The sequence below is a fragment of the Streptomyces sp. 8N706 genome (assembly GCF_052245415.1).
Lineage (GTDB): Bacteria > Actinomycetota > Actinomycetes > Streptomycetales > Streptomycetaceae > Streptomyces.
Window position 1 is genome coordinate 1 of sequence record NZ_JBQQBW010000099.1, and the last position, 23,942, is coordinate 23,942.

Below are 23,942 nucleotides of genomic sequence, written 5' to 3' on the forward strand. Positions count from 1 at the left end.
ACGACCATGAGCCCGAGCCGTACGGCCCGCCGACGGCCGAGTGGGAGACCACCCAGCGCTTCCCCCCGCCTCCCCCGCCGGACGAACCCCGGGACCGGGACCCCCGCCGCCCGTCCTGACCCCGGAACCGCCGGACCGCTTTCCGGCGGAACCGCTGTGCCCGATCCCACGGCGTGTCCGCGGCCCAGGTTCGCCCCGCTCGCCGCCCTGGCGCGGCCTGCCCCGGCTGCCTCCCAGGCGGAGGCTGGGAGGGTCCAGCCGCGTTGCCCGAGCGGCCGAGTTGGCGCCCTGCGAGGCCGGTCCGGCGCCTTGCAGCCGACCGCACCGGGTCCCCCCGCTCCCGGGCAAACCCAGTCCGATGCGGCACCAGTGACTCCGCCGAGGCGTGGTGAGACAGACCCTACGGCCGGCCGGAGGCCGACTGTCTCGCCAGACCCGTGCCCTTCAACGCGTCCAGCGCGTACACACAGCGGTCCTTGCTGCACGCGTACACGACGCCGCCCGACACCAGCGGCGAACCCGTGATCTCACCGCCCGTCGCCAGCTTCCAGCGCAGCTGGCCGCCGCCCGCGTCCAGGGTGTAGAGGCAGTGGTCCGCCGAGCCGAAGTGGACCCGGCCCTCCGCGACCACCGGAGCGCCGATCACCTCTCCCTGCGCCGCGAACCGCCACTTCGGGGTGCCTGTGACCGCGTCCAGCGTGTACAGCGCGCTGCCGCTGCCGACGTGCACGGAGCCCGCGGCGACCAGCACCGGTTCCATCGACTGGCGCGCCTCCGTCGCGATACGCCACCGTTCGCGGCCGTCCGTCGCGTCCAGCGCGTACACCGTGCCGAGATAATCGGCGACATACACGCCGCCGCCGGTGACGGCCGGGCCGGGCGCGTACGCCGGAGCGCTCAGAAAGACCGCGGGCGCTTCGAAGCGCCACCGCACATCGCCGCGCGCCACATCGATGGCCAGCACGCGGGTGCCCGCGCAGACGTACACGACACCGTCCGGCGCGTGCAGCAGCCGTACCGGGACACCGCCGCAGGAGGCCGCGTCCCCGACCGGGTAGGACCAACGCTCCCTGCCCGTACGGGATTCGAGCGCGCGCAGCCGGCCGTCGGACCACACGTACACCGTGCCGTCATGGATGGCCGGGCCGGACTCGGGGGTCTCGAAGTCCGCCTGGGCGCCGGAGAGTTCCCACAGCTTGTCGCCGTTGGCCGCCTCCCAGGCCTGCACACCGCCGCCCCGCGTGCCAGTGATCACCGTCCCCCGGTCGGCCTTGAGCGAGTACACCCAGCCGTCGGTACCCAGCCGCCACAGCTCCGAGCCGTCCGTGGCGTCCAGCGCGTAGAGGGTCGGGCCGTCCGACGCGTGGATACGGCCGTCGGCGACCGTCATCGCCCACGCCACGTCACGGGTCTTGAACTGCCGCCGCCCCGTGGCCACATCGAGCGCGTGCACCTCGAAGGAGGTGACATAGAGCAGATCACCGGAGACGGCCGGGGTGCCCCATACGTCGTTGGACATCCGGAACCGCCACGGCCGCCAGCGCTCGGGGGCCTCGGGCGCGCCGGCCGGCTCGGTGGGGGCGGTTGCCGTGGGCGGCAGCGGGCTGTCTGCCGCCGGGGACGGCCCGGGGACGGCCGCGGCGGCGCCGTCCGGTCCACCGGCCGCGTGCCTGCCGGGGGGAGCGCCGGCCGGCGGTCGTACCCAGCCGGTGGCGGGCCCGCCGTCGGGCCGGGCCTGCGGGTCCCGCCCATCGACGACCCGCGGGCCCGGGCCGATGGGCACCTGCGAACCGGGCAGCAGGAGCGAAGCTCCCGGGGCCCGTGCGCCGTCGGCGACGGGCGGCCGCGGGGAGCCGGGGGCGGCACCGGAGGCAGGGAGGGGCTGGGGCTGGGCCACGGGGGCCGGCGGCGAGCCGTCCCAGCCCGTGGTCTGGCCGCCCGCCGGGCCGGGGTCCCCGCCCCCCCGGATCCGTGCCCGCGCGGGCGGCAGCGGGGCCGGGGCCGATCGGTGCGCCGGGGCCGAGGGGCGCGGCCCCCCGCCCGGCGTCCGCGGCATGCCGGGCGGGCCTGCCTCCCGCGGGGCCGCCACCGAACTGATGACGCCCGCCGGGGCCTCCGTCCTCGCCCCGCCAGGCGGCGGCCGCCCGGTCCGCGTCGGCGCCGGCCGCCTGCGCATCGGGCGCCAGGGCCGCTCCGGGTCCGGCGCCGGGGGCGTGCGAGGGCGCCGGGGGCGGCACCACGGCGGCGGCACGCCCCTTGCCACCGCTGGCGTCCCGGCCCGCGCCGGCACCGGCCCCCGCGGCGGCCGATGTCGTACGTCCGCCGCGCCGCTCCTCGATCATCGAGACCGCGCTGGCCGGCAGCCAGGCCGACGCCGTACCGCTGTCGTCCCCGCCGGAGGCGAACAGATGCGGCGCCAGCTGCGATTGGAGATCCGCCGGGCTCGGCCGGTGCTCGGCCGCCATCTGCATACAGGCCTCGATGAGCGGCCGCAGGTCCTCGGGCAGACCTTCCAGGTCGGGGCCTTCCCGCAGCAGCATGAAGACCGTCTCGACGGGATTCGCGCCGTGGAACGGCGCGTGTCCGGTCGCCGCGAACGCCAGCGTCGAGCCGAGCGAGAAGATGTCGCTGGCCCCCGTGACGCTGCGTGAGTCACGCGCCTGTTCCGGCGACATGTACGCCGGAGTGCCCACCGCCACATTCGTCATCGTGAGCCGGGTGTTGGACACTCCGCTCGCGATGCCGAAGTCGATGACCCTCGGCCCGTCCTCGACCACCAGGACGTTGGACGGCTTCAGATCGCGGTGGACGAGACCCGCCCCGTGAATGGACTGCAGCGCCTCGGCGACTCCCGCCGCCAGCCAGCGCACCGCCTGGGTGGGCAACGGTCCGCACTCATTGACTATTTCTTCGAGGGAGGGGGCCGGGACGTACGCGGTCGCGAGCCAGGGCACCGCCGCCCGCGGATCGGCGTCCACAACAGCCGCGGTGTAGAAGCCGCTCACCGCGCGGGCCGCCTCCACCTCGCGTGTGAAGCGGACCCGGAACAGCTGGTCCTCGGCGAGTTCGGTCCGCACCGTCTTGATCGCCACCCGCCGGCCGGACGCCGAGCGGGCGAGATAGACCAGCCCCATGCCGCCGGCGCCGAGTCGGCCGAGCACCTCGAACGGCCCGATCCGCCTCGGGTCGTGCTGCGTCAGCTGCTCCACCACTTGCCTGCCACCTCCCCGTGGGGCTTGAAGGATTCCAGCCCCGTGCAGCGTCTCACCGTGAACCGTCCCGGGGTACGCAGACTGATTCTTCCTGGCGAAGGCGGTCGTTGCGAACCGGGGGCCGAATCGGGGTGTCTCCCCCGACATTTGGACCCATAACGGCAGGCCAGCGGAGGTTACCGGCGGTCACTCGAACGAGGTCGGGGCACCGCACTAATGATCGGCCCTGGAGAGGTCGATCACAGCGAAGCTCGCTCCCTGGCTGTCGATCAGCACCGCGAAACGACCGTACGGGGTGTCCTGGGCGTCGAGGACGACCCGCCCGCCCAGCCGGGTCGCCGTCGCCACCGCCCGGTCGCAGTCCTGGACCGCGAAGTAGACCAGGAAGTGCGAGGGCAGTTCGGCCGGGAAGCTGCCGTCGATGACTCCGCGGCCCGCCACGGCGTTCTCCAGGTCCACGGGTTTGCCCGCGGGCGTCCACATCGCGAAGTCCGTGCCGTTCTCCGTGTCCAGATCCTGCCGTCCGTAGCCGAAGACGGCCGTATAGAAGGGGTCCACGCTCTTCTTGTCGCGCGTGTAGAGCTCGGCCCAGGCGTAGGAGCCCGGACGGCCGTGCTTCTGGAAACCGGCGTGCGTGCCGCCCTGCCACAGCCCGAAGACGGCACCGCCGGGGTCGACGGCCATCGCCATCGTGCCGAAGCCGTCGACCTCCCGGGGCTCCATGATGACCTGGCCGCCCGCCTCGCGGATCTTCGCCAGGGTGGCGGCGAGGTCCGGGGCGGCGAGGTAGAGGTTCCATACGGTGGGCAGGCGCCCGTCCGGCTTCGGCGTGAGCGCGGCGACGACCTTGCCGTCGTGGCGCGCGGACACATACGAGCCGTAGGCGGTGTCCCCCTCCTGGAAGCTCCAGCCGAAGAGCTCGCCGTAGAAGCGCTTGCCCGCCTCGACGTCCGAAAGCATCGCGTCGACCCAACAGGGAACGCCCTCGGCGAATGCGGCCATGAGGCACACCCTCCCGTGCGTAGGGATGCATGGAGTCGCGAAGCATGTCGTCATCGACACGCTATCGGCAGATCGCAGATTTCGCCCGGATATCTCACCGTACGCATGACGCTTCAGTCCCGGCGGCCGGACCGCGCACGGCTCCACGCTCGCCTCGCCTACACGTTCGCCTCCCCTACCGTCGTCCTCGGGTCGATCACGGTGAAGGTGGCACCCTGCTGGTCGGCGACGACCGCGAAGCGTCCGAACGGGCTGTCCTTGGGGCCCATCCGCAGCTTTCCGCCGAGCCTCTGGACGGTCCCCGCCGCGTCGTCGCAGCTGGCGACGACGTAGTAGACCATCGCGTGCGACGGGACGTCGGGCGGGATGTCGCCCCCCAGTTTGAAACGCCCGGCCACGGGCTGCCCCTCGACCTTCCAGACGGTGAAGTCGACGTTGTCGTCACCGGCGGGCTGTGCCTCGTACGGGAAGACGGCGGGGTAGAAGTCGTCCACACGCTCGGGCTCGCGGACGCAGATCTCGGCCCATCCGAAGGACCCCGGCTCGTACTTCTTCTCGAAGCCCTGGTGAGTGCCGGGCTGCCAGACGCCGAAGTACGCGTCCCCCGGGTCCTTGGCGATCAGCATGCTGCCGAGGTCGGCGACCTCCATCGGCCCCATGACCGTCTCCCCGCCGTTCTCGCCGATCTTCTCGGCGGTCCGCGCGATGTCGGGGGAGGCGAAATAGACACCCCAGGCCGGCGGCATGTCCTCCTGGCCCTCCATGAAGGGGGCGAGACCGGCGACCCTCTTGCCCTCGGAGAGCGCCTGCGTGTAGTAGCCGAAATCGGGCGATCCCTCTTCGAAGGTCCAGCCGAAGAGTTCGCCGTAGAAACGCTTGCCCGCCTCCAGGTCGGGGAGCGAGACGTCCGCCCAGCAGGGAGCACCCTCGGGGAATGCGGCCATGACGTGTTTCCTCCTACGAGAAGGTGTCGTGTTCGGCACGCTATCCGGTGATTTCGGCTCGCGCTCGGCAGGTTTGTCCACGAAAGTTGTCCACAGCCTGTTGATAAGAGGATTCATTCGTCGGGGCTAGCGGAACACTGGGTGCACCATGCGTCACAAGGTGCCACGGAGCCTCTCACCGGCATCGCCAGGCTCTGTCACGGCACAGGCCCCCGTCATGTGCCACCAGTGCTGAGCTGCCGCTTCACCACCGAGGGCAGCTCCCTCCCCATTTGCATGCGGCCGAATCGCGGTCCGATCACCCATCGGTAAGCTGACGGCATGACAGGACAAGTTCGCACCGTCGACGGCCGGGTTGCCGGGCGCCGCGGGCAGGCGACGCGGCAGAAGCTGCTCGACTGCCTCAGCGAGATGCTCAGCTCCTCGCCGTACCGCGATGTCAAGGTCATCGACGTCGCCCGCAAGGCGGGAACCTCCCCCGCGACCTTTTACCAGTACTTCCCGGACGTCGAGGGCGCCGTCCTGGAGATCGCCGAGGAGATGGCGAAGGAGGGCCAGAGCCTGACCGACCTGGTGGCCGGCCGCTCCTGGGCCGGGAAGGCGGGCCGGCAGACCGCAGAGGAGCTGGTCGAGGGCTTCCTCTCCTTCTGGCGGCAGAACGATGCCATCCTGCGCGTCGTCGACCTGGGGGCGGCTGAGGGCGACAAGCGGTTCTACAAGATCCGTATGAAGATCCTCAACGCCGTCACCAACTCCCTGACGGACTCCATCAAGGAACTCCAGTCCAAGGGGCGGGTCGACAAGGACGTCAACCCGGCGGCCGTCGCGGGCTCACTGGTCGTGATGCTCGCCGCGGCGGCCTCGCACCAGAAGGGCTTCCAGAGCTGGGGTGTCAAGCAGGCGGAGCTGAAGCCGAACTTGGCGCTGCTGGTGTATCTGGGCGTCACGGGCAAGAAGCCTCCGAAGTAGCGGCAGTTCCGCGCCCGCTCACGAACTCGGCACGCCGCCGGAGGCTCGGCGTCCTGCTCGGACGCTCCGGCCGCCGCTTCGGGATCCGGCCACTCCGGGGCCCCGGTCGGTTCAGGAGACAGGGCTCGTGCGGAGACGGAACGCCTTTCGGGCGCTGAGGCTCTTTCGGGCGCCGAGGCTCCCTTGCGGGGTCCATTCGGAGGCTGAGGCCCTTTCGGAGGCCGTCGTCCCGGGTCTCCGCTCCGGCTCCTGCGGGAGTGCAAGCGCGGCATGACCGGGTCCGTGACCCCGCTGCCGCTGTGGCCGTGCCGCCCGACGAGCCGTTACGGCCCGTGGTTCCGGCCTCCCGTCTCCGGTGCCGGACCACCGCCCCACCCCGCCCCCGCTCCGGCCTGTGCCGGTGACTGCCCGCCGCTGTTCCGCGTCTCCACGTCCTGTCACCGCTGCGGCGGAACGCTCGGCCTCGACCCCGAGCGATCCACCGCGGCTCCCAGCGGCCGGCCCACCCGGCTGGACCCGGCCGGATCAGTCGCCACCGCCTCCCGGCCGCCGCCCTGACGGAACAGCCCTGCCTGCTCCGCCGCGTGTGCGCGCAGCCGGTGCACCGGCCCGAAGAGCAGCTCGTCCGAGCCCGCCCGTTTGAAGGACAGCTGCGCCTCGCGCTCCCAGGCGAAGCCGGTGCCGCCGTGCGGCTGTACCGCCTCGCCCGCGACCGTACGCAGCGTCTCCAGCGCCTCGGCGAGGGCGAGGCAGCTGCCGCCGCTCCCGCCTTTCCGCCCGGTTCGGCGGGCCTCCGCGCCTGCCTGTGCGCCGGGGCGGCGGCGTTCTCAGCGCCGCCCGCTGCTCCTCCGTGCCGATCGCCGAGACCTGCCCCCGTCCCTGACGGTATGTCAGTTCAGCTGATACGGCCGGTCGGCACAAGAGGTTGCGGACCGTGACTGTTCCGCAACCCATTCGGTATGTGTTTGACCTACGCATGCCAAGCTTCGGATCTACGCTCGCGAACATGCCCGACATCACCCCTACGACGCCCACGCCTCCCACGTCTCCCACGCCCTCCACGCCCCGTTCTCCCGTGTACGTCATCGGGGGCGGACCCGGCGGTCTGGCCACCGCTGCGGCGCTGGGCGAGCGCGGCGTGCGCGCCGTCGTCCTGGAGAAGTCCGACGCCGTGGCCGCCTCATGGCGCGGGCACTACGACCGGCTGGAACTGCACACCACCCGCAGACTCTCCGCGCTGCCCGGTTACGCGATACCGCGCTCGTACGGGCGCTGGCTCAGCCGTGACAGCATGGTCCGCTACCTGGAGCAGTACGCCGAGCACCACCGGCTCGATGTCGTCACCGGGGTGGAGGTGTCGCGGATCGAACGGTCGGGCCACGGCCACGCCCCGGCCTCGGATTGGGCATCCGCCCCGGACTCCGCGGACTCCGACTGCATCCCTGACTCCACCCCTGGCTCCACCCCCGGCTCCGCATCCGGCGAGGCATCCGACGCGGGCTCCGGGACCCGTCCCGGTCCGCGCTGGGTGCTCCGGGCGACCGGCGGACGGGAACTCACCGCGGATGCGGTCGTCGTCGCCACCGGCTTCAACCACACCCCGTACGTCCCGGACTGGCCGGGCCGCGACACGTTCGACGGGGAGCTGCTGCACGCGGGCCGGTACCGTGACGCCGCCCCGTACCGGGGCCAGGACGTGCTGGTCGTCGGCACCGGCAACACGGGCGCGGACATCGCCGTGGATCTCGTCGAAGGCGGCGCCTCCCGGGTGCGCCTGGCGGTCCGCACCCCGCCGCACATCGTGCGCCGTACGACGCTGGGCTGGCCCGCGCAGGCGACGGGCATCCTCGTACGGCGGCTGCCGCGCCGCACGGTGGACCGGGCGGCAGGGGCGGCGGCCCGGCTCTCCGTCCCGGACCTCGCCCCGTACGGGCTGCCCCGGCCCCGCACCGGGCTCTGCTCCCGGGTCCTCGAAGGCGCGACCCCCGTCCAGGACGTCGGCCTGATCGACGCGGTTCGCTCCGGCAGGGTCCAACCGGTCGCCGCCGTCCGGTCCTTCGAGAACGGCGGGGTCCTCCTCGCGGACGGCTCCCGCATCACCCCCGATGTCGTGATAGCGGCCACGGGCTACCGGCGCGGGCTGGAGGACCTGGTCGGCCACCTCGACGTACTGGACGGCCGCGGCCGCCCCCGCTCCCACGGCCGCCGCCCCGCCGCACCCGGCCTCTACTTCACCGGCTACACGAACCCGATCAGCGGCATGCTCCGCGAACTGGCCATCGACGCCGGCAAGATCGCCCATGCCGTCCGGCGCGAGGAGGTGCGGCTCCTCGCCGAGCGGCGTTCCCGGCAGGGGCGGCGTTCGCGGGAGCGGCGGCGCATCGACGGGCCCGTATCCGCACGGCAGCCCTGAGGAACGTGCCACCGTCTCGATACGGCCCGTGGCCGCCGGGCGGGTGCGATGCAGGAGAACCGGGCTCCCTGACCTGAGAACCTCCGTCTGTTCCCCTCCTTCACGACTCTTTCTCCTGCAGCCCTGTTCCTGGCAAGTCTCCTCTTCAGTAACCTGACTTAGCGTCAGCTAGCAATGCGCGGTTGTCGCTGGCGTCATATCGGCCAACGAGCAGGAGCGGGCGAGAACGATGCTTGGATCGACTCACGGCACCCTCACCACTCACTCCCGCGCGGCCGGCGTCGTGGCCTGCGGTGAGCGCACCCGCACCACGGTCCACGGCACGGCGACTCCGGGTGAGGACACCGACGTCAGTGGACGCCCGCTGCACGCGCCCGTCCCCGACCTGGACCGTCTGTTCCGGCCCGCGTCCATGGCCGTTGTCGGTGCGTCGGACAGCGAAGGCCGCCCCAACACCGGTATCACTCGCAGGCTGCTCGACTGGGCGGAGCGGGCCGGCGCCCGCCTCCATCCCGTCGACCCGGGCCGTACGACCGTCTTCGACCTCCCTTGTCTCCCCTCCGTCGCGGACCTCCCGGACACGGTCGACCTCGCCGTCGTCCTCGTCGCCGACCCCCTTCCCGTGATCGAGGAACTCGCCGGAACCACGGTGAAGTTCGCGGTCGCCTTCACCTCCGGCTTCGCCGGGACCGGGGAGGAGGGCGCCGCCGCGCAGGCCCGGCTCAGCGCCGCTGTCCAGGGCTCCGGCCTCCGCCTGCTCGGCCCGAGCACCAACCTCCATGCTGTCGAGGAGTTCCGTGACGACCTCGAGGGCCCCGCCATCGCCCTCATCACCCAGTCGGGGCACCAGGGCCGCCCCGTCCTCGCCCTCCAGGAGCTGGGCATCCGGCTCTCCCACTGGGCCCCGACCGGCAACGAGGCCGATCTGGAGGCCGCCGACTTCATCTCGTACTTCGCGTCACAGCCGGAGGTCGGTGCCATCGCTGCGTATGTGGAAGGGCTGAAGGACGGCCGCGGTTTCCTGCTCGCCGCCGACCGGGCGGCCCGCAACAAGGTCCCGGTGGTGGCGGTCAAGGCCGGCCGCACCCCGACCGGCGCCCGTACGGCCGCCTCCCACACCGGCAAGCTCACGGGCGCCGACGACGTGGTCGACGCGGCGATGCGGCAGTTCGGGGTGATCCGGGTCGACGGTCCCGACGAACTCCAGGACACCGCCGCGCTCCTCGCCCGCGCCCGCCCCCCGCAGGCATACGGAGTCGCTGTCTATTCGATCTCGGGCGGCACGGGCGGGCACTTCTCGGACCTGGCCACCGCCGCGGGTCTCCGGCTGCCCACGCTGTCCGACGCCAAGCAGGCGGAGCTGCACCAGTGGATACCGGACCACCTGGATGTCACCAATCCGGTCGACAACGGCGGCCATCCGGTGGGCGACCGGCGCGGCCGGAAGATCATCGACGCGCTCCTCGCCGACCCCTCCGTCGGCGTCCTCATCTGCCCCGTCACCGGGCCCTTCCCCCCCATGAGCGACCGGCTCGCACAGGACCTGGTGGACGCGGCGGAGACCACGGACAAGCTGGTGTGCGTGGTGTGGGGTTCCCCGGTCGGCACCGAGGAGGCCTACCGCACCACCCTGCTGGGCTCCTCCCGGGTCGTCACCTTCCGCACCTTCTCCAACTGCATCACCGCCGTTCGCGCGTACCTCGACCACCATCGCTTCACCGCTCGGTACCGCTCCCCCTTCGACGACGCCCCCCGCACGATGTCCCCGTCGGCCCGCAAGGCGCAGGCTCTTCTTCACCCGGGCCGCGAGCTCAGCGAGCACGCCGCGAAGCAGCTGCTGCGGGCGTACGGGATCCGCGTGCCGCGAGAACAGTTGGTGACCAGCGCGGCCGCCGCCGTCCGCGCGGCGGGGCCGGTCGGCTATCCCGTCGTGATGAAGGCCTCCGCCGCACAGCTCTCCCACAAGACCGAACTGGGACTGGTCAGGGTCGGACTGACCTCCGCCAGCCAGGTCCGGGACGCCTACCGGGAGCTGACGGACATCGCGCGCTACGAGCGGATCCAGCTGGACGGCGTGCTGGTGTGCCAACTGGTCCAGCGGGGGGTGGAGATGGTCGTGGGGGTCACGCACGACAGCCTCTTCGGCCCGACCGTGACGGTCGGCCTCGGCGGTGTGCTCGTGGAGGTGCTGCGGGACGCCGCGGTGCGTGTGCCGCCGTTCGGCGAGGACCAGGCGCGGTCGATGCTGCGCGAACTGCGCTGCCACGCCCTGCTGGAGGGCGTGCGCGGCGCGCCGCCCGCGGACGTGGACGCCCTGGTCGAGGTCGTGCTGCGCGTCCAGCGCATGGCCCTCGAACTGGGGGACGGCATCGCGGAGCTGGACATCAACCCGCTGGTGGTGCTGCCCCGGGGCCAGGGCGCGGTGGCCCTCGACGCACTGGCCGTATGCCGATGAGCGGCGTCCCGGCGCGGGCCGCGGCAGGGATTGGTGCAGCGGGGCTGCGGCTTTCCCGCCCCCCGCGCGGGAAAGACACAGCACCGGCCACACCCGGCACGGACGGATCCGTGCCGCCACCGCGACGGCGAGCTGCCACAGCCCCGACCGTCGACGGCCCAGGAGCTTCCCCATGACTGCCTCCCCCGAGAAGTCCTTGGGCACATGGATAGTGCACGCCACTGACATTGACGGGGAAGGCAGGTTCTGGTGGTCGTGGCTCTGCCACGGACTGACAACGGCGTCTCGTGGGTCACTCCCAACCGCCCCGAGGCGATGAACGCCCTCGCCTGGGGGCGGCGCGAACGCATCATCGCGCTGCTCGAAGCGGCCTCCGCCGACCCCGAGGTACGGGCCGTGGTCACCGTCCTCTCGGACGAATCGCCCACACACTGGGCGCGGATGACACGGCCGCCGGGGACGGCGGCCGCGATCGGTGGTCAGGCAGCCGCCACGCGCGCGTGCTCCGGGCGGCGGCGGATGACCAGAGCCATCAGGGCAGCCATGGCGCACAGTGCTCCCGCCGTGTACCAGGCCGTGTCGTACGACCCCGTCAGGTCCCGCACCAGGCCGGTCAGAAACGCCACCAGGCCCGCCCCCACCTGGTGGGACGCCAGCACCCAGCCGAAGACGATCGCCCCGTCCTCGCCGAAGTGTTCGCGGCACAGGGCCACTGTGGGCGGCACAGTGGCGACCCAGTCCAGCCCGTAGAAGACGATGAAGAACAGCATCGGAGGGTGGACGCTGTCCGCCAGCAGCAGCGGCAGGAACATCAGGGAGACGCCGCGCAGGCCGTAGTAGACCGTGAGCAGCCGCCGCGCGTCGTAGCGGTCGGTGAACCAGCCCGAGGCGATCGTGCCGACGAGGTCGAAGACGCCGATGACGGCGAGCAGTCCGGCGGCGGCGGTGACCGGCATCCGGTGGTCCTGTGCGGCGGGCACGAAGTGGGTGGCGACCAGACCGTTGGTGGTGGCCCCGCAGATGGCGAAGGTGCCGGCCAGCAGCCAGAAGGCCTTCGTACGGGCGGCGGAGCGCAGGGCCCCCAGCGCTCGGGCCGCCGCGCCGCCCCCGGCGCGTATCCGATCCCCCGCACCACCCCCGGCACGTGTCCCCGCCGCCGCGCCGTCGGGCACATCGTCGGAAACGGCCCCGTAGCGGCTCGTTCCCACGTCCGACGGGTGGTCCCGCAACAGCCACACCACCAGCGGTACGACGGCCAGCGCTGCGAAGGTGATGGCGAGTGTCGCCGTACGCCAGCCGTGGCGTTCCGCGAGCCAGGCGACGAGCGGCAGGAAGACCAGCTGCCCCGCCGCGCTGCCGGCCGTGAGCACGCCCGTGACCAGGCCGCGCCGGGACACGAACCAGCGGTTCACCACGGTCGCGACAAAGGCCAGCGCCATGGAGCCGGTGCCGAGGCCGACGAGGACGCCCCAGCACAGGACGAGTTGCCAGCTCGCGTCCATCACGACGGTCAGCCCGCTGCCGGCCGCGACGAGCAACAGCGCGGAGGCGACGACCTTGCGCATCCCGAAGCGCTCCATGAGCGCGGCGGCGAAGGGGGCGGTCAGCCCGTAGAGCACGAGGTTGACCGAGACGGCCGCCGAGATCGTGGAGCGCGACCAGCCGAACTCCGTGTGCAGCGGATCGATCAGCACGCTCGGGGCCGCCCGGAAGGCCGCTGCGCCGACCAGAGCGACGAACGCCACGGCGGCGACCCACCACGCGCGGTGGATGCGCGGGCGGCGTCGGACCGGGGCGTGGTGCGGCTCTTCTCTTACGGGGCGCTGGGGTGTCTGGGTCACCGGACCAGCTTCCGCGCCCCGGAGGGCGGGATCGAGTGGCCCGAAGGTCATGCTTCGCTAGGATCGGGCCACCTCCGAAGGAGAGAGGCCGCCATGGCACAGGCAGGAGACAGGGGGCACACCACCGGCCCGCACCGGGTCGCCGTCCTCGCGATCAACGGAGTGATCCCCTTCGAACTCGGCATCCCCTACCGCATCTTCGGCAAGGCCCGTTCCTCCGGCGGAGCGAAGCTCTACGACGTCGTCTCCTGCGCGCCGGAGCCGGGTCCGGTCCGTACGGAGGCCGATTTCTCCCTCAACGTCGAGCACGGGCCGGAGGCGCTGGCCGAGGCCGACACCGTGGTGATCCCCGCCTCCTACGAGCGCGGCCCGGTGTTCCAGGAGGGCCGGCTGAGCGAACCGCTGGCCGCCGCCCTCGCGCGGACACGGCCCGGTGCGCGCATGGTGTCCATCTGCACGGGCTCGTACGTCCTGGCGGCCGCCGGGCTGCTCGACGGACGGCCGGCCACCACCCACTGGCGCAGCACCGACCACTTCCAGCGCCTCTTTCCGAAGGTCAGGGTCGACCCGGACGTCCTCTTCATCGACGACGGGGATGTGCTCACCTCTGCCGGGGTCGCGTCGGGCATCGATCTGTGTCTGCACATCGTGCGGCGCGACCACGGGGCGTCCGTGGCCAACGACGTCGCACGGCGCAGCGTGGTACCACCGCACCGGGAAGGCGGCCAGGCGCAGTACGTGCGGCGCCCGGTCCCCGAGCCGCAGCTGGCCACGACGACCTCCTCCCGCGCCTGGGCGCTGGGACGGCTGGACCGGCCCATCAGGCTGCGTGAGCTGGCCGAGCAGGAGTCGATGAGCCTGCGGACCTTCACCCGCCGGTTCCGGGAGGAGGTCGGACTCAGCCCGGGGCAGTGGCTGGTGCAGCAGCGGGTGGAGCGGGCCCGGCGTCTGCTGGAGGACACCGATCTGCCGGTGGACCGCGTGGCCCGGGACGCCGGCTTCGGCACGGCCGCCTCGCTGCGGCAGCACCTCCAGGCTGCGCTCGGTACCTCCCCCACCGCTTACCGGCGGACCTTCCGCGCCGCCTCCGCGAGATCCGCCGGGTAGCCGAGTCCCCCGTCGCTTCCCGGGACATCGTGCTCGTACGGACCGACCGATTCAGCTCAACCTGGCGGGCGACAAGCACGCTACGCGTTCCCCTCCCCCGGCCCCTCGATCCGCTGCCCGGAGTGGTTCCACGCCCGTGATGTCGCGGCAGTCGCCAACGACACCCTCAGGTTCGAGATCTTTCCATCGGAGATCGAGAGTCTCTGGCTCGCGGTCCATGCCCTCGACCTCGTCGACATGGGAATGCCGCAGGGTCAGAACGGGAAACCCACACAGCTGTTGGACGTGTGTGCCGAGGCAAATCGGTACGCCTTCCTGCTGTCGGCCATCCCTGAGCCGTTGGTCGGAGGCAGCGGCGCCCCGGTCGCGCCGATGGCGGTCCCCTGAGACGACACCCCGTCATGCGCGGGCCCGGCGCCCAACAGGACGCGGGCTGGTCGGGTGGCGGCGCGCTCATGCACACCCCGAGCACGGCACGGCGGACCGCCACCCGGTTCCGGCGCTCGGCCCTGCCTGATCGGCAGGCGCTCACGGCAGGCGCCGGACGACGACCCGCACTCGCCGAGGAACAACCACAGGGCCCTCGACGTCCCCTCGCGACGAATCGCTCCCCACAAGGGTGATCACGCGCATACGAGACGTCAACACCCGTTCTAAACTTTGCGCATTATGCCCGGTTTGGAATAGCGCATTGGGGTTCGTACGCAGCGACGTCCAGCGACGGGCAGCGGTCGATCTCGCACCAGATGCTCTTGCCGGCGCCTTCGGGTTTCCAACCCCACCGGTCGGCGAGCCCATCGACCAGCTCCAGCCCGCGCCCATGGGTGTCGTCCCCGTCGGCGTGCCGCGGCATCGGCGCCCGGGCACTGCGATCGGTGACCTCGACCCGCACTGTCTCGGCGGCCACGCCCGGCAACTCCTCACCCGACCTCGCGTCCCGTGAACCCACCTCCGGCGCACCGCCGTGCGTCGCCCCGCACTCCGGCAGCAGCATCCGGAGGACAGCCGGACAGCCGGTGTGCACAACGGCATTGGTGACCAATTCCGAGATGAGCAGAATCAGCGTCTCCGCCAGCGGCTCATCAGGCCGTATCCCCGATCTGGCGAGCCGCGAACGAGCCCATCTCCGGGCCCGGCCCACCTCCGCGGGGTCGGGACGTACCTCCAGCTGAACCTGAAGCACCTGCACCGCTCACACCATCCGAACCGGCGGACACATCGCCTCGCGCCTCCATGTGATCACAGACCGTGATCCCAACGGAGAACAGCATGGTTGACGTACAGTTACCCCAACAAGCGCTTCGGGCATATTCCGGCGCAAAGGAGTATGCGTACTGCATACTGTGCGACGCGCGTTGCAGGGAGTCGAACATCGGGGCCCAAAACGCCCCCACCGGGCGCGAGCGGGGCACATGGGCCCTCCCGGAGCCACCGCGTCGGCCACATCCGGGTTGTTGCGCCTCGGAACCACTCGCACGCAAGGGAGAGTACCGGAGCCCGGCCCCGACTCCCCTCTGTGACGGGTCACGGGGAGGAGACAACCCGATATCAACGCTCCGTGATGACTGCAGTCGAATCAATCGGGCATTCCGGTGATTCCGCTTACCCCAGCCCTCGTCACGCGCCGAACCGCCTCCCTCCAGCAGGCTGTCGCCAAGGTCTCCTCCGCTTCGGCTGCCTACCGCCACTGCCCCGACCGCCAGCAGGACCGCTCGCTCTGGTGATGCTGCTGTACGGCTTTCCGGCCCTGCTGGTCGAGCAGTTCGCCCTGCCCCGCTCTCTCGACGCGTACCGCCGCCACGGCGTGACCGTCGTGGGCGGCAGCACCGCCTTCTCGGAGATGGAGCAACTGCTCCACCGGCGCCCGGACATCGGCGACGTCGCCGTCATCGGCCTCCCGGACGCGGTGCGCGGCGAACGGGTGTGCGCGGTGGTCGAGCAGCCCGAAGGCACCGCGCCGCTCACGCCGGAGACGGTCACGTCGCACCTGCGCGCCGAAGGGCCGGCCGTCCACAAGCTCCCGGAACAGCTGGAACCGGTGGACGAACTCCCCCGGAACGAGACGCTGCGCAAGGTGGACGTACCAGCTGCGCGAGCGGTTCGCCGGGGGATGAGCGGACGTTGGGCCGTAGCGGGCGCAAGGAGGCCGACGGGCGGTGGACCGGGTTGCCTCCGGCCCGGGCGCGGTGAGCCGGTCCGCCGTCCTGCCCGTGCTCGGTATGCCGGTCAGGCGGTCCGGCCCGCGCCCGGTGAACCGGTCAGGCGCCCGGGCGTTGGATGAGCGGTCGGGCGCCGGGCGTTGGAGGAACTGTGCCGCGTCCGGCTCGTGCCCGCTGCGCCCGTCAGGCGTCCGGCTCGGGCGTGGTGAAGTGCGCGGCGAAGGCGGTGATGATCTCCGTCTCGGCGATCCGGCCGTCCCCGTCGGTGTCGAGAGCTGCGGCCACGCCGGCGCACGCTCCGGAGTCGACGCCCAGCACTCGCAGTACACGCTCGGCCTCGCCCGGGGTCACCGCACCGTCGCCGTCCGAGTCCGCGATCGCGAGCACCGCGTGCAGAAAGGGCCGGGCGATCTCGGCGAAGCGCTGGGAGTTGTCCCGCAGCCGCTTCACGGCGCCGCTGACGAATTCCTCACGGGTGATCCGCTGGTCCCCGTCGCGATCGGCCATACCGGCCATGCCCTGCCAGAACGCCTCCGCGCCGTCGTAGAGCGCCTGCCCCTTCATCGAACGGGCGGCGGTGTCGAACTCCGCGAGCACGGCCGCAGCGGCGGCGTTGAAGTCCTCACGGGAGATATGGCCGTTGCCGTCCTGGTCGAAGCTGGCGAAGCGGCGGGCAATCTTGTGCTCGTACTCTGGGCGGTCCACGTCGGCCTCACGTTCTGTCGGGTACCGGCTGCTCAGATGGTAAGTCGTCCGGTGCGACTCTGGGTTCGCATGCTCCGCTCATTTCGTGGAGGCCGTGGCCGCTTCCTCGAATGACGTTCCACGAACCGTCGTTACCGCGGCCGGGGGCCGCGTCCGGCGGGTTACGCCGAGAGCGGGCTCGCCGCTTCGTCCACCGCCGCCGTGACGTCCGGGTAGACCTCGAAGAGACGGCGGACGCCCAGGGCCGCGAGGACCCGGTTCACATGGGAGCCGTCCTCCGCTCCGCGGGCCGGGAGGATCAGCCGCAGCCGGCCCTGGCAGGAGCGCATCAGGCGGCGGGCGGCGATGAGGACGCCGACACCGCTGGAGTCGCAGAAGCGGACGCCCGAGAGGTCCAGTACGAGGCTGCGCCTCCCCTCGGCCACCGCGTCGTGGACGTGCTGCCGGACCGCGGGCGAGGTCACGAGATCCATCTCACCGGAGACGTGCAGGACAGCCCAATCGCCCTGCTCGTTCTCCATCACTTTCAATGTCACGCGCCCGAAGTCCCTTCACTCGCGCACTCTGCGATCGCTATGCGGAAGCAGTCCTTCCTCCCTCGGCTGCCCGACGGTTCCGCCGTGAAACGCCCGTCCCGGTGGGCCGCTGCGACGACCCTATGCACACCTCGGAAGGCGCGTCTCCGGGTACCCGGGCATAGTGACCGGATCTATACCAGCCGCGACCGCCGGAAGGGCACACATTGCCGCAAACAGGAGTGCACTGTCCGTTCTGCCCACTACATTCGATGTGACGGTGGCCACCGAGGACGACGGCACAGGGATGGGGGCCGTATGACGCATGACGCACCACCCCGCAGGGACCGGAAGATGCAGCAGCGGCTGGCGCGTGGCGAAGCAGCCGCGCTGGGCGAGCTGTACGACCGGTTCGCCTCGCTCGTCCACAGCCTCGCCCACCGTGTCCTGGGCGACGAGGAAGCGGCCGACCGCGTCACCCGTGAAGTCTTCGGCTACATCTGGGAGAACCCGGACGCGTACGACCCCAAGCAGGGCCCGCTCCGGTCCTGGATCGCGACGCTCACCCACCGCCAGGCCGTCCACCGGCTCCGGCAGACGGAGTCGGAGTTGATGCGTGACGGCGGGGACGGTACGCCCGACGAACTCGAGGAGAAGGTACGGGAAGCCTCCACCGCCGCCCGGGCCGACTACATCCGCAGCTCCATGCCCGCCTCGCTGCGCGCCGCGCTCGAACTCGCGTACTTCCAGCGGCGCGACTACCGTCAGACCGCCGAGGACCTGGGTGTGACGGAGGACGAGGCCCGTCGGCGGCTGCGTCTGGGGCTGCAGTTGCTGGCGACCGCTCACAGCCACATGACGCGCACGACATCGCCACCCGGCTGCGGGAGGGCGTGATGAACGGCTCGTCCGGATCCGGGCGGTACGACCCGGAGGACGATGACTGGCGAGGCGGCCGCGGCGGAGGAGCGGGGCGCGGCCCCGGCCGGTTCGGCGGTGACGGACGGCCGCGCATCCCTCCTCCCCGGTCGGCCGCCGAGGACAACGGCCCGCTGCCCGATCCGGCTCCGCCCGACCTACGGCCCCCGCACCTGCCGGGCGCGGCGCCGCCGGTGTACGACCACAAGGTGCTGAAGTCGCTGCTCGGGGCCTGGGCGCTCGCCGCGTGCTCCAGCGAGGAGACCGCGGCGGTCGAGCTCCACCTCACCGACTGTGCGCCGTGCGCGGACGAGGCCGTACGGCTGCGGGACGCCGTCGGGCTGCTGCACAAGGAGGACAACCTCGATCTGGACCCGCTGCTCCGCTCCCGCGTGCTGGAAGGCTGTCTGGGCCGCAGACCGGCCCGTATCCCGGTGCCCGAGTGGGCGGCCCCGTACGACGCGGAGTCCGCGCGGCTCGACGCGCTGCTGCGCGACATGGGCGAAGCGGAGTGGCGCGCCCCGGTGCGCCTCAAATGGTTCGAACGCGACCGTGAGCGGGAGCGCCGGGCCACCGTCGCCGGAGTGCTCGGACACCTCATGGTGGTGGACGGTCTGGTGGCCGGCGCACTCGGGATGCCGGACCCGCTGGACCCACCGGCCACGGCCGGGCCCGCACCGGCGTCTCCCACGTCCCGCACGGAGGCGTACTGGCGCACGGAAATGCCGGAGCCACCCGGCTCGATACGGGAGACCTGGCGTGACCAGGCGCACTCCCTGATCCGTACGGTGTCGTTCGCGGGACGGGGCGTCGCCGAACTCGACGTAGCGTACGGGGACTTCACCCTCCCGCTGCGTGACTCCTTCGTCGACCGCGCCTTCGAATGCTGGGTGCACGCCGGTGACATCGCGGAGGCCGTGGACTATCCGTACGATCCGCCGTCCTCCGGACACCTCAACCTCATGATCGACCTGGCGGTACGGATGCTGCCGGTCGCCCTCGCGGAGCGGCGTCGGTCCGGGCGGGCCGGGCCGCCGCGCACCCTGGTGGCCGCGGGAGCCCCGGGCCGCACGCTCCATCTGGAGGTGGAGGGCAGCGGCGGCGGCCACTGGTACATCGCCCTCGACTCCCCCGCGGCCGTGCCGTCACCGGACCGAGCGGTGGCGCATGTGGCGCTGGACGGACGCGAGTTCTGCCGGCTCGCGGCGGGACATGTGCCGCCGGAGGAAGCGGCGGCGGGCCAGGAGGGCGACCGCGAAGCCATCCGCGACGTCCTCTCGGCCGCGGCATCCCTCTCCCGGCTCTGACAACGGCTCCTCGGGCAGCACGCGACCCGCGCCGTGCCCCGTGCCCTTCCTCCCGGTCCCGGGCTCCGGGCGCTACGCGAAGACCACCGTGCGGGTGCCGTTCAGCAGCACCCGGTGCTCGCTGTGCCACTTCACCGCGCGCGCCAGCGCCTGGCACTCCACGTCCCGGCCGATCGCCACCAGCTGCTCCGGCGTGACCTCGTGACCGACGCGCTCGACCTCCTGCTCGATGATCGGGCCCTCGTCCAGGTCCGCGGTCACATAGTGCGCCGTCGCCCCGATCAGCTTCACACCGCGGGCGTGCGCCTGGTGATACGGCTTGGCGCCCTTGAAGCTCGGCAGGAAGGAGTGGTGGATGTTGATGATCCGCCCGGACAGGGCCTTGCACAGATCGTCGGAGAGCACCTGCATATAGCGGGCCAGTACGACCAGCTCGACCCCCTCGGCCCGCACCAGCTCGAGCAGCCGTGCCTCCGCCTCCGGCTTGTTCTCCTTCGTCACCGGAATGTGATGGAAGGGGAGGTCGTACGAGGCGACGAGCTCGGCGAAGTCCGTGTGGTTGGACACCACGGCCGCGATCTCGACCGGCAGGGCCCCGATGCTCGACCGGAAGAGAAGATCGTTCAGGCAGTGCCCGAACTTGCTGACCATGAGGATGATCCGCATCCTCTCCTCGGCCCGGTGGATCTGCCAGTCCATCCCGAAGGAGTCGCCGACCGCGGCGAAGCTGGCCCGCAGCTTCTCCAGCGACACGGGGGCCTCGGCCCCGAAGTGCACCCGCATGAAGAACAGCCCGGTGTCACGGTCCCCGAACTGGTGGCTGTCCTCGATGTTGCAGCCGGTCATGAAGAGGTAGCTGGACACCGCGTGCACGATGCCCCGCTTGTCGGGGCAGGAGAGGGTGAGGACGTACTGCTCAGTGGCCTGCGGGGGCGCGGCGGACTGCGACTCGTTCATAGCCCAATAGCGTCGCACACCCGCACGGCTCAGGCCGTCCGGGTCATGATCGCCAGCACGTCGAGCGAGCGCGGCGGTGCGTCCGGGTCCTCGCCGTCGTTCGCCGCGAGCCGTATGTGCGCCTCGCGAGCGGCCCGTACGGCCTCCGGCCACCCGTGGTGTTCCAGATAGGCCGAGACCGGCGCATCGGCGCCGACCTGGTGCATGATCCGCAGCACCCGCAGCACGGCGACGTCCACCAGGGCCGCCTCCTGCGAGTCCCGGAAGATCGTCCCGACGTACTTCTCGGCGGACCAGTTGTCGAGCCAGGTGTCCTCGACGAGCCGGTAGACGGCGTCGGTGACGTCGCCATAACCTTCCCTCCCCGCCAGCCAGCACTCGTGCTGGAAGACGGGGTCGGAGAGCATGTGCAGCGCCGAGCGCACATTGCTGCGCCAGCGCCACCACGGCATGTCATTGAGCGGCATGCCGCCCATGGTGGGGGAGCGACGGCCGCGACGGGAAGACCTCTCCGAACCTTGCACAGCCGTCGAGCATACGTTCTTCACGGACCATGCCCTTCCAGCCCCTGTTATTCACCTCGATGTCACTTTCCGTTGACCAGGCATCACTCGGGTGTTATGGGGCGGCCGGAAGGGTTCCCGAGTATGACCGGACGGCGACGCCCTTCCTCCCCCCGCCCCTACAAAGCCGCCGCGTTCGCCGCGGCGACCACGGCGGTCTGTGCGTCGCTGCTGAGTCTCTGTGGAGCGATACCAGGCGTCTCGGGAAGCTCCAAGGACCCCGTGGTGGTCATGACCTGGGCTCCCGAGGGCAGCGCAGCGACCAATATGCCCGGGATGCCCGCGATGGCCAAGGCGTACGCCCGCTGGGTCAACCGGCACGGCGGTCTCGCCGGCCATGAACTCAAGGTCCTGACCTGCAACGACCACAACGACACCGTGAACGCCGGCCGCTGCGCCCGCCGCGCCGTCGCCCATGACGTCGTCGCGGTCGTCGGCTCGTACAGCCAGTACGGACAGTCCTTCATGCCCCAGCTGGAAGCGGAGGGAATCCCGTACATCGGCGGATACGGGGTGACGGACGAGGAGTTCACCAGCCCGCTCTCGTACCCCGTCAACGGCGGACAGGCCACGCTCCTCGCGGGCAACGGCCAACAGCTGGCCCGCACCTGCGAGCGGGTCTCCCTGGTCCGGCCGGACACCATCGCCGGCGACCAGATGCCCTCGCTCCTCAACGCGGGCCTGGTACAAGCCAAGCGGCGCACGGCCCATGACGTACGGGCCCCCGAGGACGCGACCGACTACACCCGGCAGGCCCAACTCGCCCTGGACGGCGCGGGCGCCGACCCGGCGCGCTTCGGGGCGGCACGGTACGGCGCGAAGGCCGAGGGCGCCTGCGTCACGGCCGCGCTCGGCGACCGCACGGACACCTTCTTCGACTCCTTCCGCCGCATCCAGGCGGACAATCCCCGGGTGCGGATCGCCTCGGTGCTCGGCAGCGTGCAGCAGTCGCTGGTGACCCGTACGGGCAGCAAGCTCGAAGGCACCTCGGTGACGGGCTGGTACCCGGTGGCGAGCGATCACCGCTGGGACCCGATGCGCAAGGTCATCAGTGACCACGCCTTCGGCGACAACCGCATCGACCCGGCGGACCCGGGCGTCCAGACGACCTGGATCGCCTACACGGTTCTGCGCAAGACCGTCGAATCGCTGGGCGCGGCGGACATCACATCGCAGGCCGTACGACGCGCCCTGGACGGTCGGGTGGGCCGGGACGGCATCGACACGGGCGGCCTGACGCCGAAGCTCAGCTGGCGCTACGAGGACATGCTGGCCGTCAAGGGCTATCCGCGCATCACCAACGCCATGGTGACGTACCAGGAGGTACGGGACGGAAGGCTCGTCTCCGTCCGTGACGGCTTTGTGAACGTCGCCAGAACGCTGGAGCAGCGGCCCGAGGACGGCTGACGCGGCGCCTGCGTCAGAGCTGGGTGAACTGGCGCTGGGTGAGCCCGTACTTCCGCGCGATCGCGTTCCAGAGCCCCGCGGCTTCCTTCTTGGCCTGGGTGGCCTCACCGCTCGCACGGTTGCCCGCGGCCGTGTGGCCGGTCGCCCGGGCCTTGCCCTTGCGGCAGCCCTTGTTGCCGCTCATCTGGTCGGCCCACGCCGCATAGTGGTTGTCCGCCGATGCGGAGGCCTTCCACGCCTCGGTCAGCGAGGTGGTGAGCGCCCGGTGGTCCGACAGCTTGTCCACGGTGATCTTCTGCAGCCGGGTCACCAGGCCGTTGCGCTGGCTTGCCGCACTCCGCAGGTCCTGGGCGGCCTGGCCGAGATTCGTGCAGGTTCTGGTGTTCTCCACGGCCTTGATCACCGTCGAACGGCTGTTGTTGCTGTCCTCGAGCAGTCCGTCGAGGGACTTCGCCTGCTGCTCCGCCGGGTCGACGACGGGCGAGGACTTGGTCTCGGGGCCGTCGTCGCCCGTGCCGGCGGCCGTGCTCTGGGAGGCCTTCCCGGCGGTCTTCTCCCCGTCGTCGCCCCCGCTCAGCGCGGCCCCGGCCGCGAGGCCCGCGACGGTGCAGCCGGCGATGACGACGGCGATGAGCGCCACGGGGGAGAGACCTCGACGGCGCTCCGCCTCCCGGCGGGAGGCGCGGCCCTGCGGTTCGTACGGCTGCTGCGGCGCCTCGTACTGCGGCATCTGCTGAGTGGAGTCGGCGGGCCCGGGGCTCGCGTCCGAGCGGAACAGCCCGTCGAACTCGGCGGGCGGCTGCCGGTCGCCGGGCATCCCCGGGCGGATCCCGAAGGGCGCGCGGGAGGGCGGCTCGGGCGCCTGGACAGGGGGCTGCGGAGGAAGGGGCGCCTGCGCGGCGACGGGGGGAATGAGCTGCGTCGCCTCCGCGTCCGGCTCCGCGCTCTGCTTCGGGAGAGGCCGACGGCCGAGGAACTGCGTGGCCTGGTCCTGCACTTCGGGAGGCAGCGGACTGTCGCCGGCCATCGGCTGTATGAGCTGTGTCGCCTCGGCGTCGCCGGGCACCTCCGCCGGAAGCGGAAGCGGCTGCGCCGCGGGCGGTTCCGCTGCCTGCGCCGCAGGCAGCTCCACGGACTGCCCGGCGGGCTGCGCCGGCAGTTCCGGCTCCGGTCCCCAGGGCTCGCCCCACGGCTGCCCGGCTGCGGGTGCGGACTGCTGCTCGGGCACCCACGGCTCACCGTGTGCGGGCAGCACGACGCCCTCGTACGCGGGCGGGACCGCAGGAAGCTGCGGCTCATTTCCCTGTCCGCTGTGCGACACCGGGACTCCTATGGGTGGGCGAAACTTACGGAAGCGTCGGTCACGCTACCGGGTCGCTACGGCGCTGTGCCATGTCCCTGCTCACCCACGCCCCCACGTGCTCCGACACCCCCACTCCCCCTCGCCCCACGCCCCCCTCGCCCGTCA

The 23,942-nt window shown here is 71.7% G+C and carries 16 protein-coding genes and 5 pseudogenes; 10 read left to right on the top strand and 11 right to left on the bottom strand.

The window, feature by feature from the left end; genetic code table 11:
- Positions 1-400: 400 nt before the first annotated feature.
- The 3 genes and pseudogenes from ACTWQE_RS27170 to ACTWQE_RS27180 all read right to left on the bottom strand — a co-directional run bounded on the left by ACTWQE_RS27170 (position 401) and on the right by ACTWQE_RS27180 (position 5,158).
- A pseudogene (locus ACTWQE_RS27170) lies at positions 401-3,212 on the bottom strand (outer membrane protein assembly factor BamB family protein).
- A 213-nt stretch (positions 3,213-3,425) separates the two neighbouring features.
- Entirely contained in the window at positions 3,426-4,214 is a 789-nt protein-coding gene (locus ACTWQE_RS27175; protein WP_443331697.1) for a VOC family protein, read from the bottom strand.
- A gap of 158 nt (positions 4,215-4,372) precedes the next feature.
- Entirely contained in the window at positions 4,373-5,158 is a 786-nt protein-coding gene (locus ACTWQE_RS27180) for a VOC family protein (protein ID WP_443331698.1), read from the bottom strand.
- A 321-nt stretch (positions 5,159-5,479) separates the two neighbouring features.
- Here ACTWQE_RS27180 and ACTWQE_RS27185 point away from each other — a divergent pair, with 321 nt between their 5' ends.
- Positions 5,480-6,127 (top strand): TetR family transcriptional regulator, encoded by a 648-nt coding sequence (locus ACTWQE_RS27185; protein ID WP_443331699.1) that lies wholly within the window; start codon positions 5,480-5,482, stop codon positions 6,125-6,127.
- Positions 6,128-6,564: 437 nt separating this feature from the next.
- Here ACTWQE_RS27185 and ACTWQE_RS27190 read toward each other — a convergent pair.
- Positions 6,565-6,876 (bottom strand): annotated as a pseudogene (locus ACTWQE_RS27190) (acyl-CoA dehydrogenase family protein); the annotation flags it as partial.
- Between the two features lie 257 nt (positions 6,877-7,133).
- Between ACTWQE_RS27190 and ACTWQE_RS27195 the strand changes: the two are divergent.
- From ACTWQE_RS27195 to ACTWQE_RS27205, 3 genes and pseudogenes are all read left to right on the top strand, one after another.
- Positions 7,134-8,540: a flavin-containing monooxygenase gene (locus ACTWQE_RS27195; protein ID WP_443331700.1), complete on the top strand. Its 1,407-nt coding sequence runs from the start codon at positions 7,134-7,136 to the stop codon at positions 8,538-8,540.
- 229 nt (positions 8,541-8,769) lie between these two features.
- Positions 8,770-10,995 carry an acetate--CoA ligase family protein gene (locus ACTWQE_RS27200; protein ID WP_443331701.1) on the top strand — a complete coding sequence of 742 codons (2,226 nt, stop codon included), beginning with the start codon at positions 8,770-8,772 and terminating at the stop codon, positions 10,993-10,995.
- A gap of 246 nt (positions 10,996-11,241) precedes the next feature.
- Positions 11,242-11,401 (top strand): annotated as a pseudogene (locus ACTWQE_RS27205) (enoyl-CoA hydratase/isomerase family protein); the annotation flags it as partial.
- Between the two features lie 73 nt (positions 11,402-11,474).
- On the opposite strand, the gene ACTWQE_RS27210 reads toward ACTWQE_RS27205, so the two are convergent.
- Positions 11,475-12,836, bottom strand: a complete 1,362-nt coding sequence (locus tag ACTWQE_RS27210) for an MFS transporter (RefSeq protein WP_443331702.1) — start codon at positions 12,834-12,836, stop codon at positions 11,475-11,477.
- Between the two features lie 93 nt (positions 12,837-12,929).
- On the opposite strand from ACTWQE_RS27210, the gene ACTWQE_RS27215 reads away from it, so the two are divergent.
- A complete protein-coding gene (locus ACTWQE_RS27215; RefSeq protein ID WP_443331703.1) occupies positions 12,930-13,943 on the top strand; it encodes a GlxA family transcriptional regulator in 1,014 nt (337 codons plus the stop codon).
- An 11-nt stretch (positions 13,944-13,954) separates the two neighbouring features.
- A pseudogene (locus ACTWQE_RS27220) lies at positions 13,955-14,330 on the top strand (cyclase family protein); the annotation flags it as partial.
- Between the two features lie 280 nt (positions 14,331-14,610).
- Here the strand turns inward: ACTWQE_RS27220 and ACTWQE_RS27225 are convergent.
- Positions 14,611-15,132 carry an ATP-binding protein gene (locus ACTWQE_RS27225; RefSeq protein WP_443331704.1) on the bottom strand — a complete coding sequence of 174 codons (522 nt, stop codon included), beginning with the start codon at positions 15,130-15,132 and terminating at the stop codon, positions 14,611-14,613.
- A 648-nt stretch (positions 15,133-15,780) separates the two neighbouring features.
- Between ACTWQE_RS27225 and ACTWQE_RS27230 the strand changes: the two are divergent.
- Positions 15,781-16,057 (top strand): annotated as a pseudogene (locus ACTWQE_RS27230) (AMP-binding enzyme); the annotation flags it as partial.
- Between the two features lie 228 nt (positions 16,058-16,285).
- On the opposite strand, the gene ACTWQE_RS27235 reads toward ACTWQE_RS27230, so the two are convergent.
- Both ACTWQE_RS27235 and ACTWQE_RS27240 read right to left on the bottom strand, forming a co-directional pair.
- Positions 16,286-16,807: an EF-hand domain-containing protein gene (locus tag ACTWQE_RS27235; protein ID WP_443331705.1), complete on the bottom strand. Its 522-nt coding sequence runs from the start codon at positions 16,805-16,807 to the stop codon at positions 16,286-16,288.
- Between the two features lie 161 nt (positions 16,808-16,968).
- Positions 16,969-17,343: an STAS domain-containing protein gene (locus ACTWQE_RS27240; protein ID WP_443331706.1), complete on the bottom strand. Its 375-nt coding sequence runs from the start codon at positions 17,341-17,343 to the stop codon at positions 16,969-16,971.
- A gap of 297 nt (positions 17,344-17,640) precedes the next feature.
- Here ACTWQE_RS27240 and ACTWQE_RS27245 point away from each other — a divergent pair, with 297 nt between their 5' ends.
- Together ACTWQE_RS27245 and ACTWQE_RS27250 are read left to right on the top strand one after the other, a co-directional pair.
- Positions 17,641-18,219, top strand: a complete 579-nt coding sequence (locus tag ACTWQE_RS27245) for a sigma-70 family RNA polymerase sigma factor (protein WP_443331707.1) — start codon at positions 17,641-17,643, stop codon at positions 18,217-18,219.
- Positions 18,219-19,547 carry a maleylpyruvate isomerase N-terminal domain-containing protein gene (locus ACTWQE_RS27250; protein WP_443331708.1) on the top strand — a complete coding sequence of 443 codons (1,329 nt, stop codon included), beginning with the start codon at positions 18,219-18,221 and terminating at the stop codon, positions 19,545-19,547. The genes ACTWQE_RS27245 and ACTWQE_RS27250 overlap by 1 nt, the downstream gene beginning before the upstream one ends.
- A gap of 72 nt (positions 19,548-19,619) precedes the next feature.
- On the opposite strand, the gene purU is transcribed toward ACTWQE_RS27250, so the two are convergent.
- Together purU and ACTWQE_RS27260 are read right to left on the bottom strand one after the other, a co-directional pair.
- Positions 19,620-20,504, bottom strand: coding sequence for a formyltetrahydrofolate deformylase (gene purU / locus ACTWQE_RS27255; protein WP_443331709.1), 885 nt, complete (start codon positions 20,502-20,504; stop codon positions 19,620-19,622).
- Positions 20,505-20,533: 29 nt separating this feature from the next.
- Entirely contained in the window at positions 20,534-20,980 is a 447-nt protein-coding gene (locus tag ACTWQE_RS27260; protein WP_443331710.1) for an SCO4402 family protein, read from the bottom strand.
- Between the two features lie 171 nt (positions 20,981-21,151).
- Between ACTWQE_RS27260 and ACTWQE_RS27265 the strand changes: the two genes are divergently transcribed.
- Positions 21,152-22,474: an ABC transporter substrate-binding protein gene (locus tag ACTWQE_RS27265; protein ID WP_443331711.1), complete on the top strand. Its 1,323-nt coding sequence runs from the start codon at positions 21,152-21,154 to the stop codon at positions 22,472-22,474.
- A gap of 13 nt (positions 22,475-22,487) precedes the next feature.
- Here the strand turns inward: ACTWQE_RS27265 and ACTWQE_RS27270 are convergent, their stop codons facing one another.
- Positions 22,488-23,795: a hypothetical protein gene (locus tag ACTWQE_RS27270; protein ID WP_443331712.1), complete on the bottom strand. Its 1,308-nt coding sequence runs from the start codon at positions 23,793-23,795 to the stop codon at positions 22,488-22,490.
- Positions 23,796-23,942 lie beyond the last annotated feature (147 nt).

Excerpts from the sequence above, each read along its gene's own strand:
- ACTWQE_RS27180 (WP_443331698.1), bottom strand. The coding sequence starts at position 5,158 with ATGGCCGCATTCCCCGAGGGTGCTCCCTGCTGGGCGGACGTCTCGCTC.
- ACTWQE_RS27250 (WP_443331708.1), top strand. The coding sequence starts at position 18,219 with ATGAACGGCTCGTCCGGATCCGGGCGGTACGACCCGGAGGACGATGAC.
- ACTWQE_RS27260 (WP_443331710.1), bottom strand. The coding sequence starts at position 20,980 with ATGGGCGGCATGCCGCTCAATGACATGCCGTGGTGGCGCTGGCGCAGC.
- purU (WP_443331709.1), bottom strand. The coding sequence starts at position 20,504 with ATGAACGAGTCGCAGTCCGCCGCGCCCCCGCAGGCCACTGAGCAGTAC.
- ACTWQE_RS27215 (WP_443331703.1), top strand. The coding sequence starts at position 12,930 with ATGGCACAGGCAGGAGACAGGGGGCACACCACCGGCCCGCACCGGGTC.
- ACTWQE_RS27185 (WP_443331699.1), top strand. The coding sequence starts at position 5,480 with ATGACAGGACAAGTTCGCACCGTCGACGGCCGGGTTGCCGGGCGCCGC.
- ACTWQE_RS27245 (WP_443331707.1), top strand. The coding sequence starts at position 17,641 with ATGACGCATGACGCACCACCCCGCAGGGACCGGAAGATGCAGCAGCGG.
- ACTWQE_RS27200 (WP_443331701.1), top strand. The coding sequence starts at position 8,770 with ATGCTTGGATCGACTCACGGCACCCTCACCACTCACTCCCGCGCGGCC.
- ACTWQE_RS27195 (WP_443331700.1), top strand. The coding sequence starts at position 7,134 with ATGCCCGACATCACCCCTACGACGCCCACGCCTCCCACGTCTCCCACG.
- ACTWQE_RS27265 (WP_443331711.1), top strand. The coding sequence starts at position 21,152 with ATGACCGGACGGCGACGCCCTTCCTCCCCCCGCCCCTACAAAGCCGCC.
- ACTWQE_RS27175 (WP_443331697.1), bottom strand. The coding sequence starts at position 4,214 with ATGGCCGCATTCGCCGAGGGCGTTCCCTGTTGGGTCGACGCGATGCTT.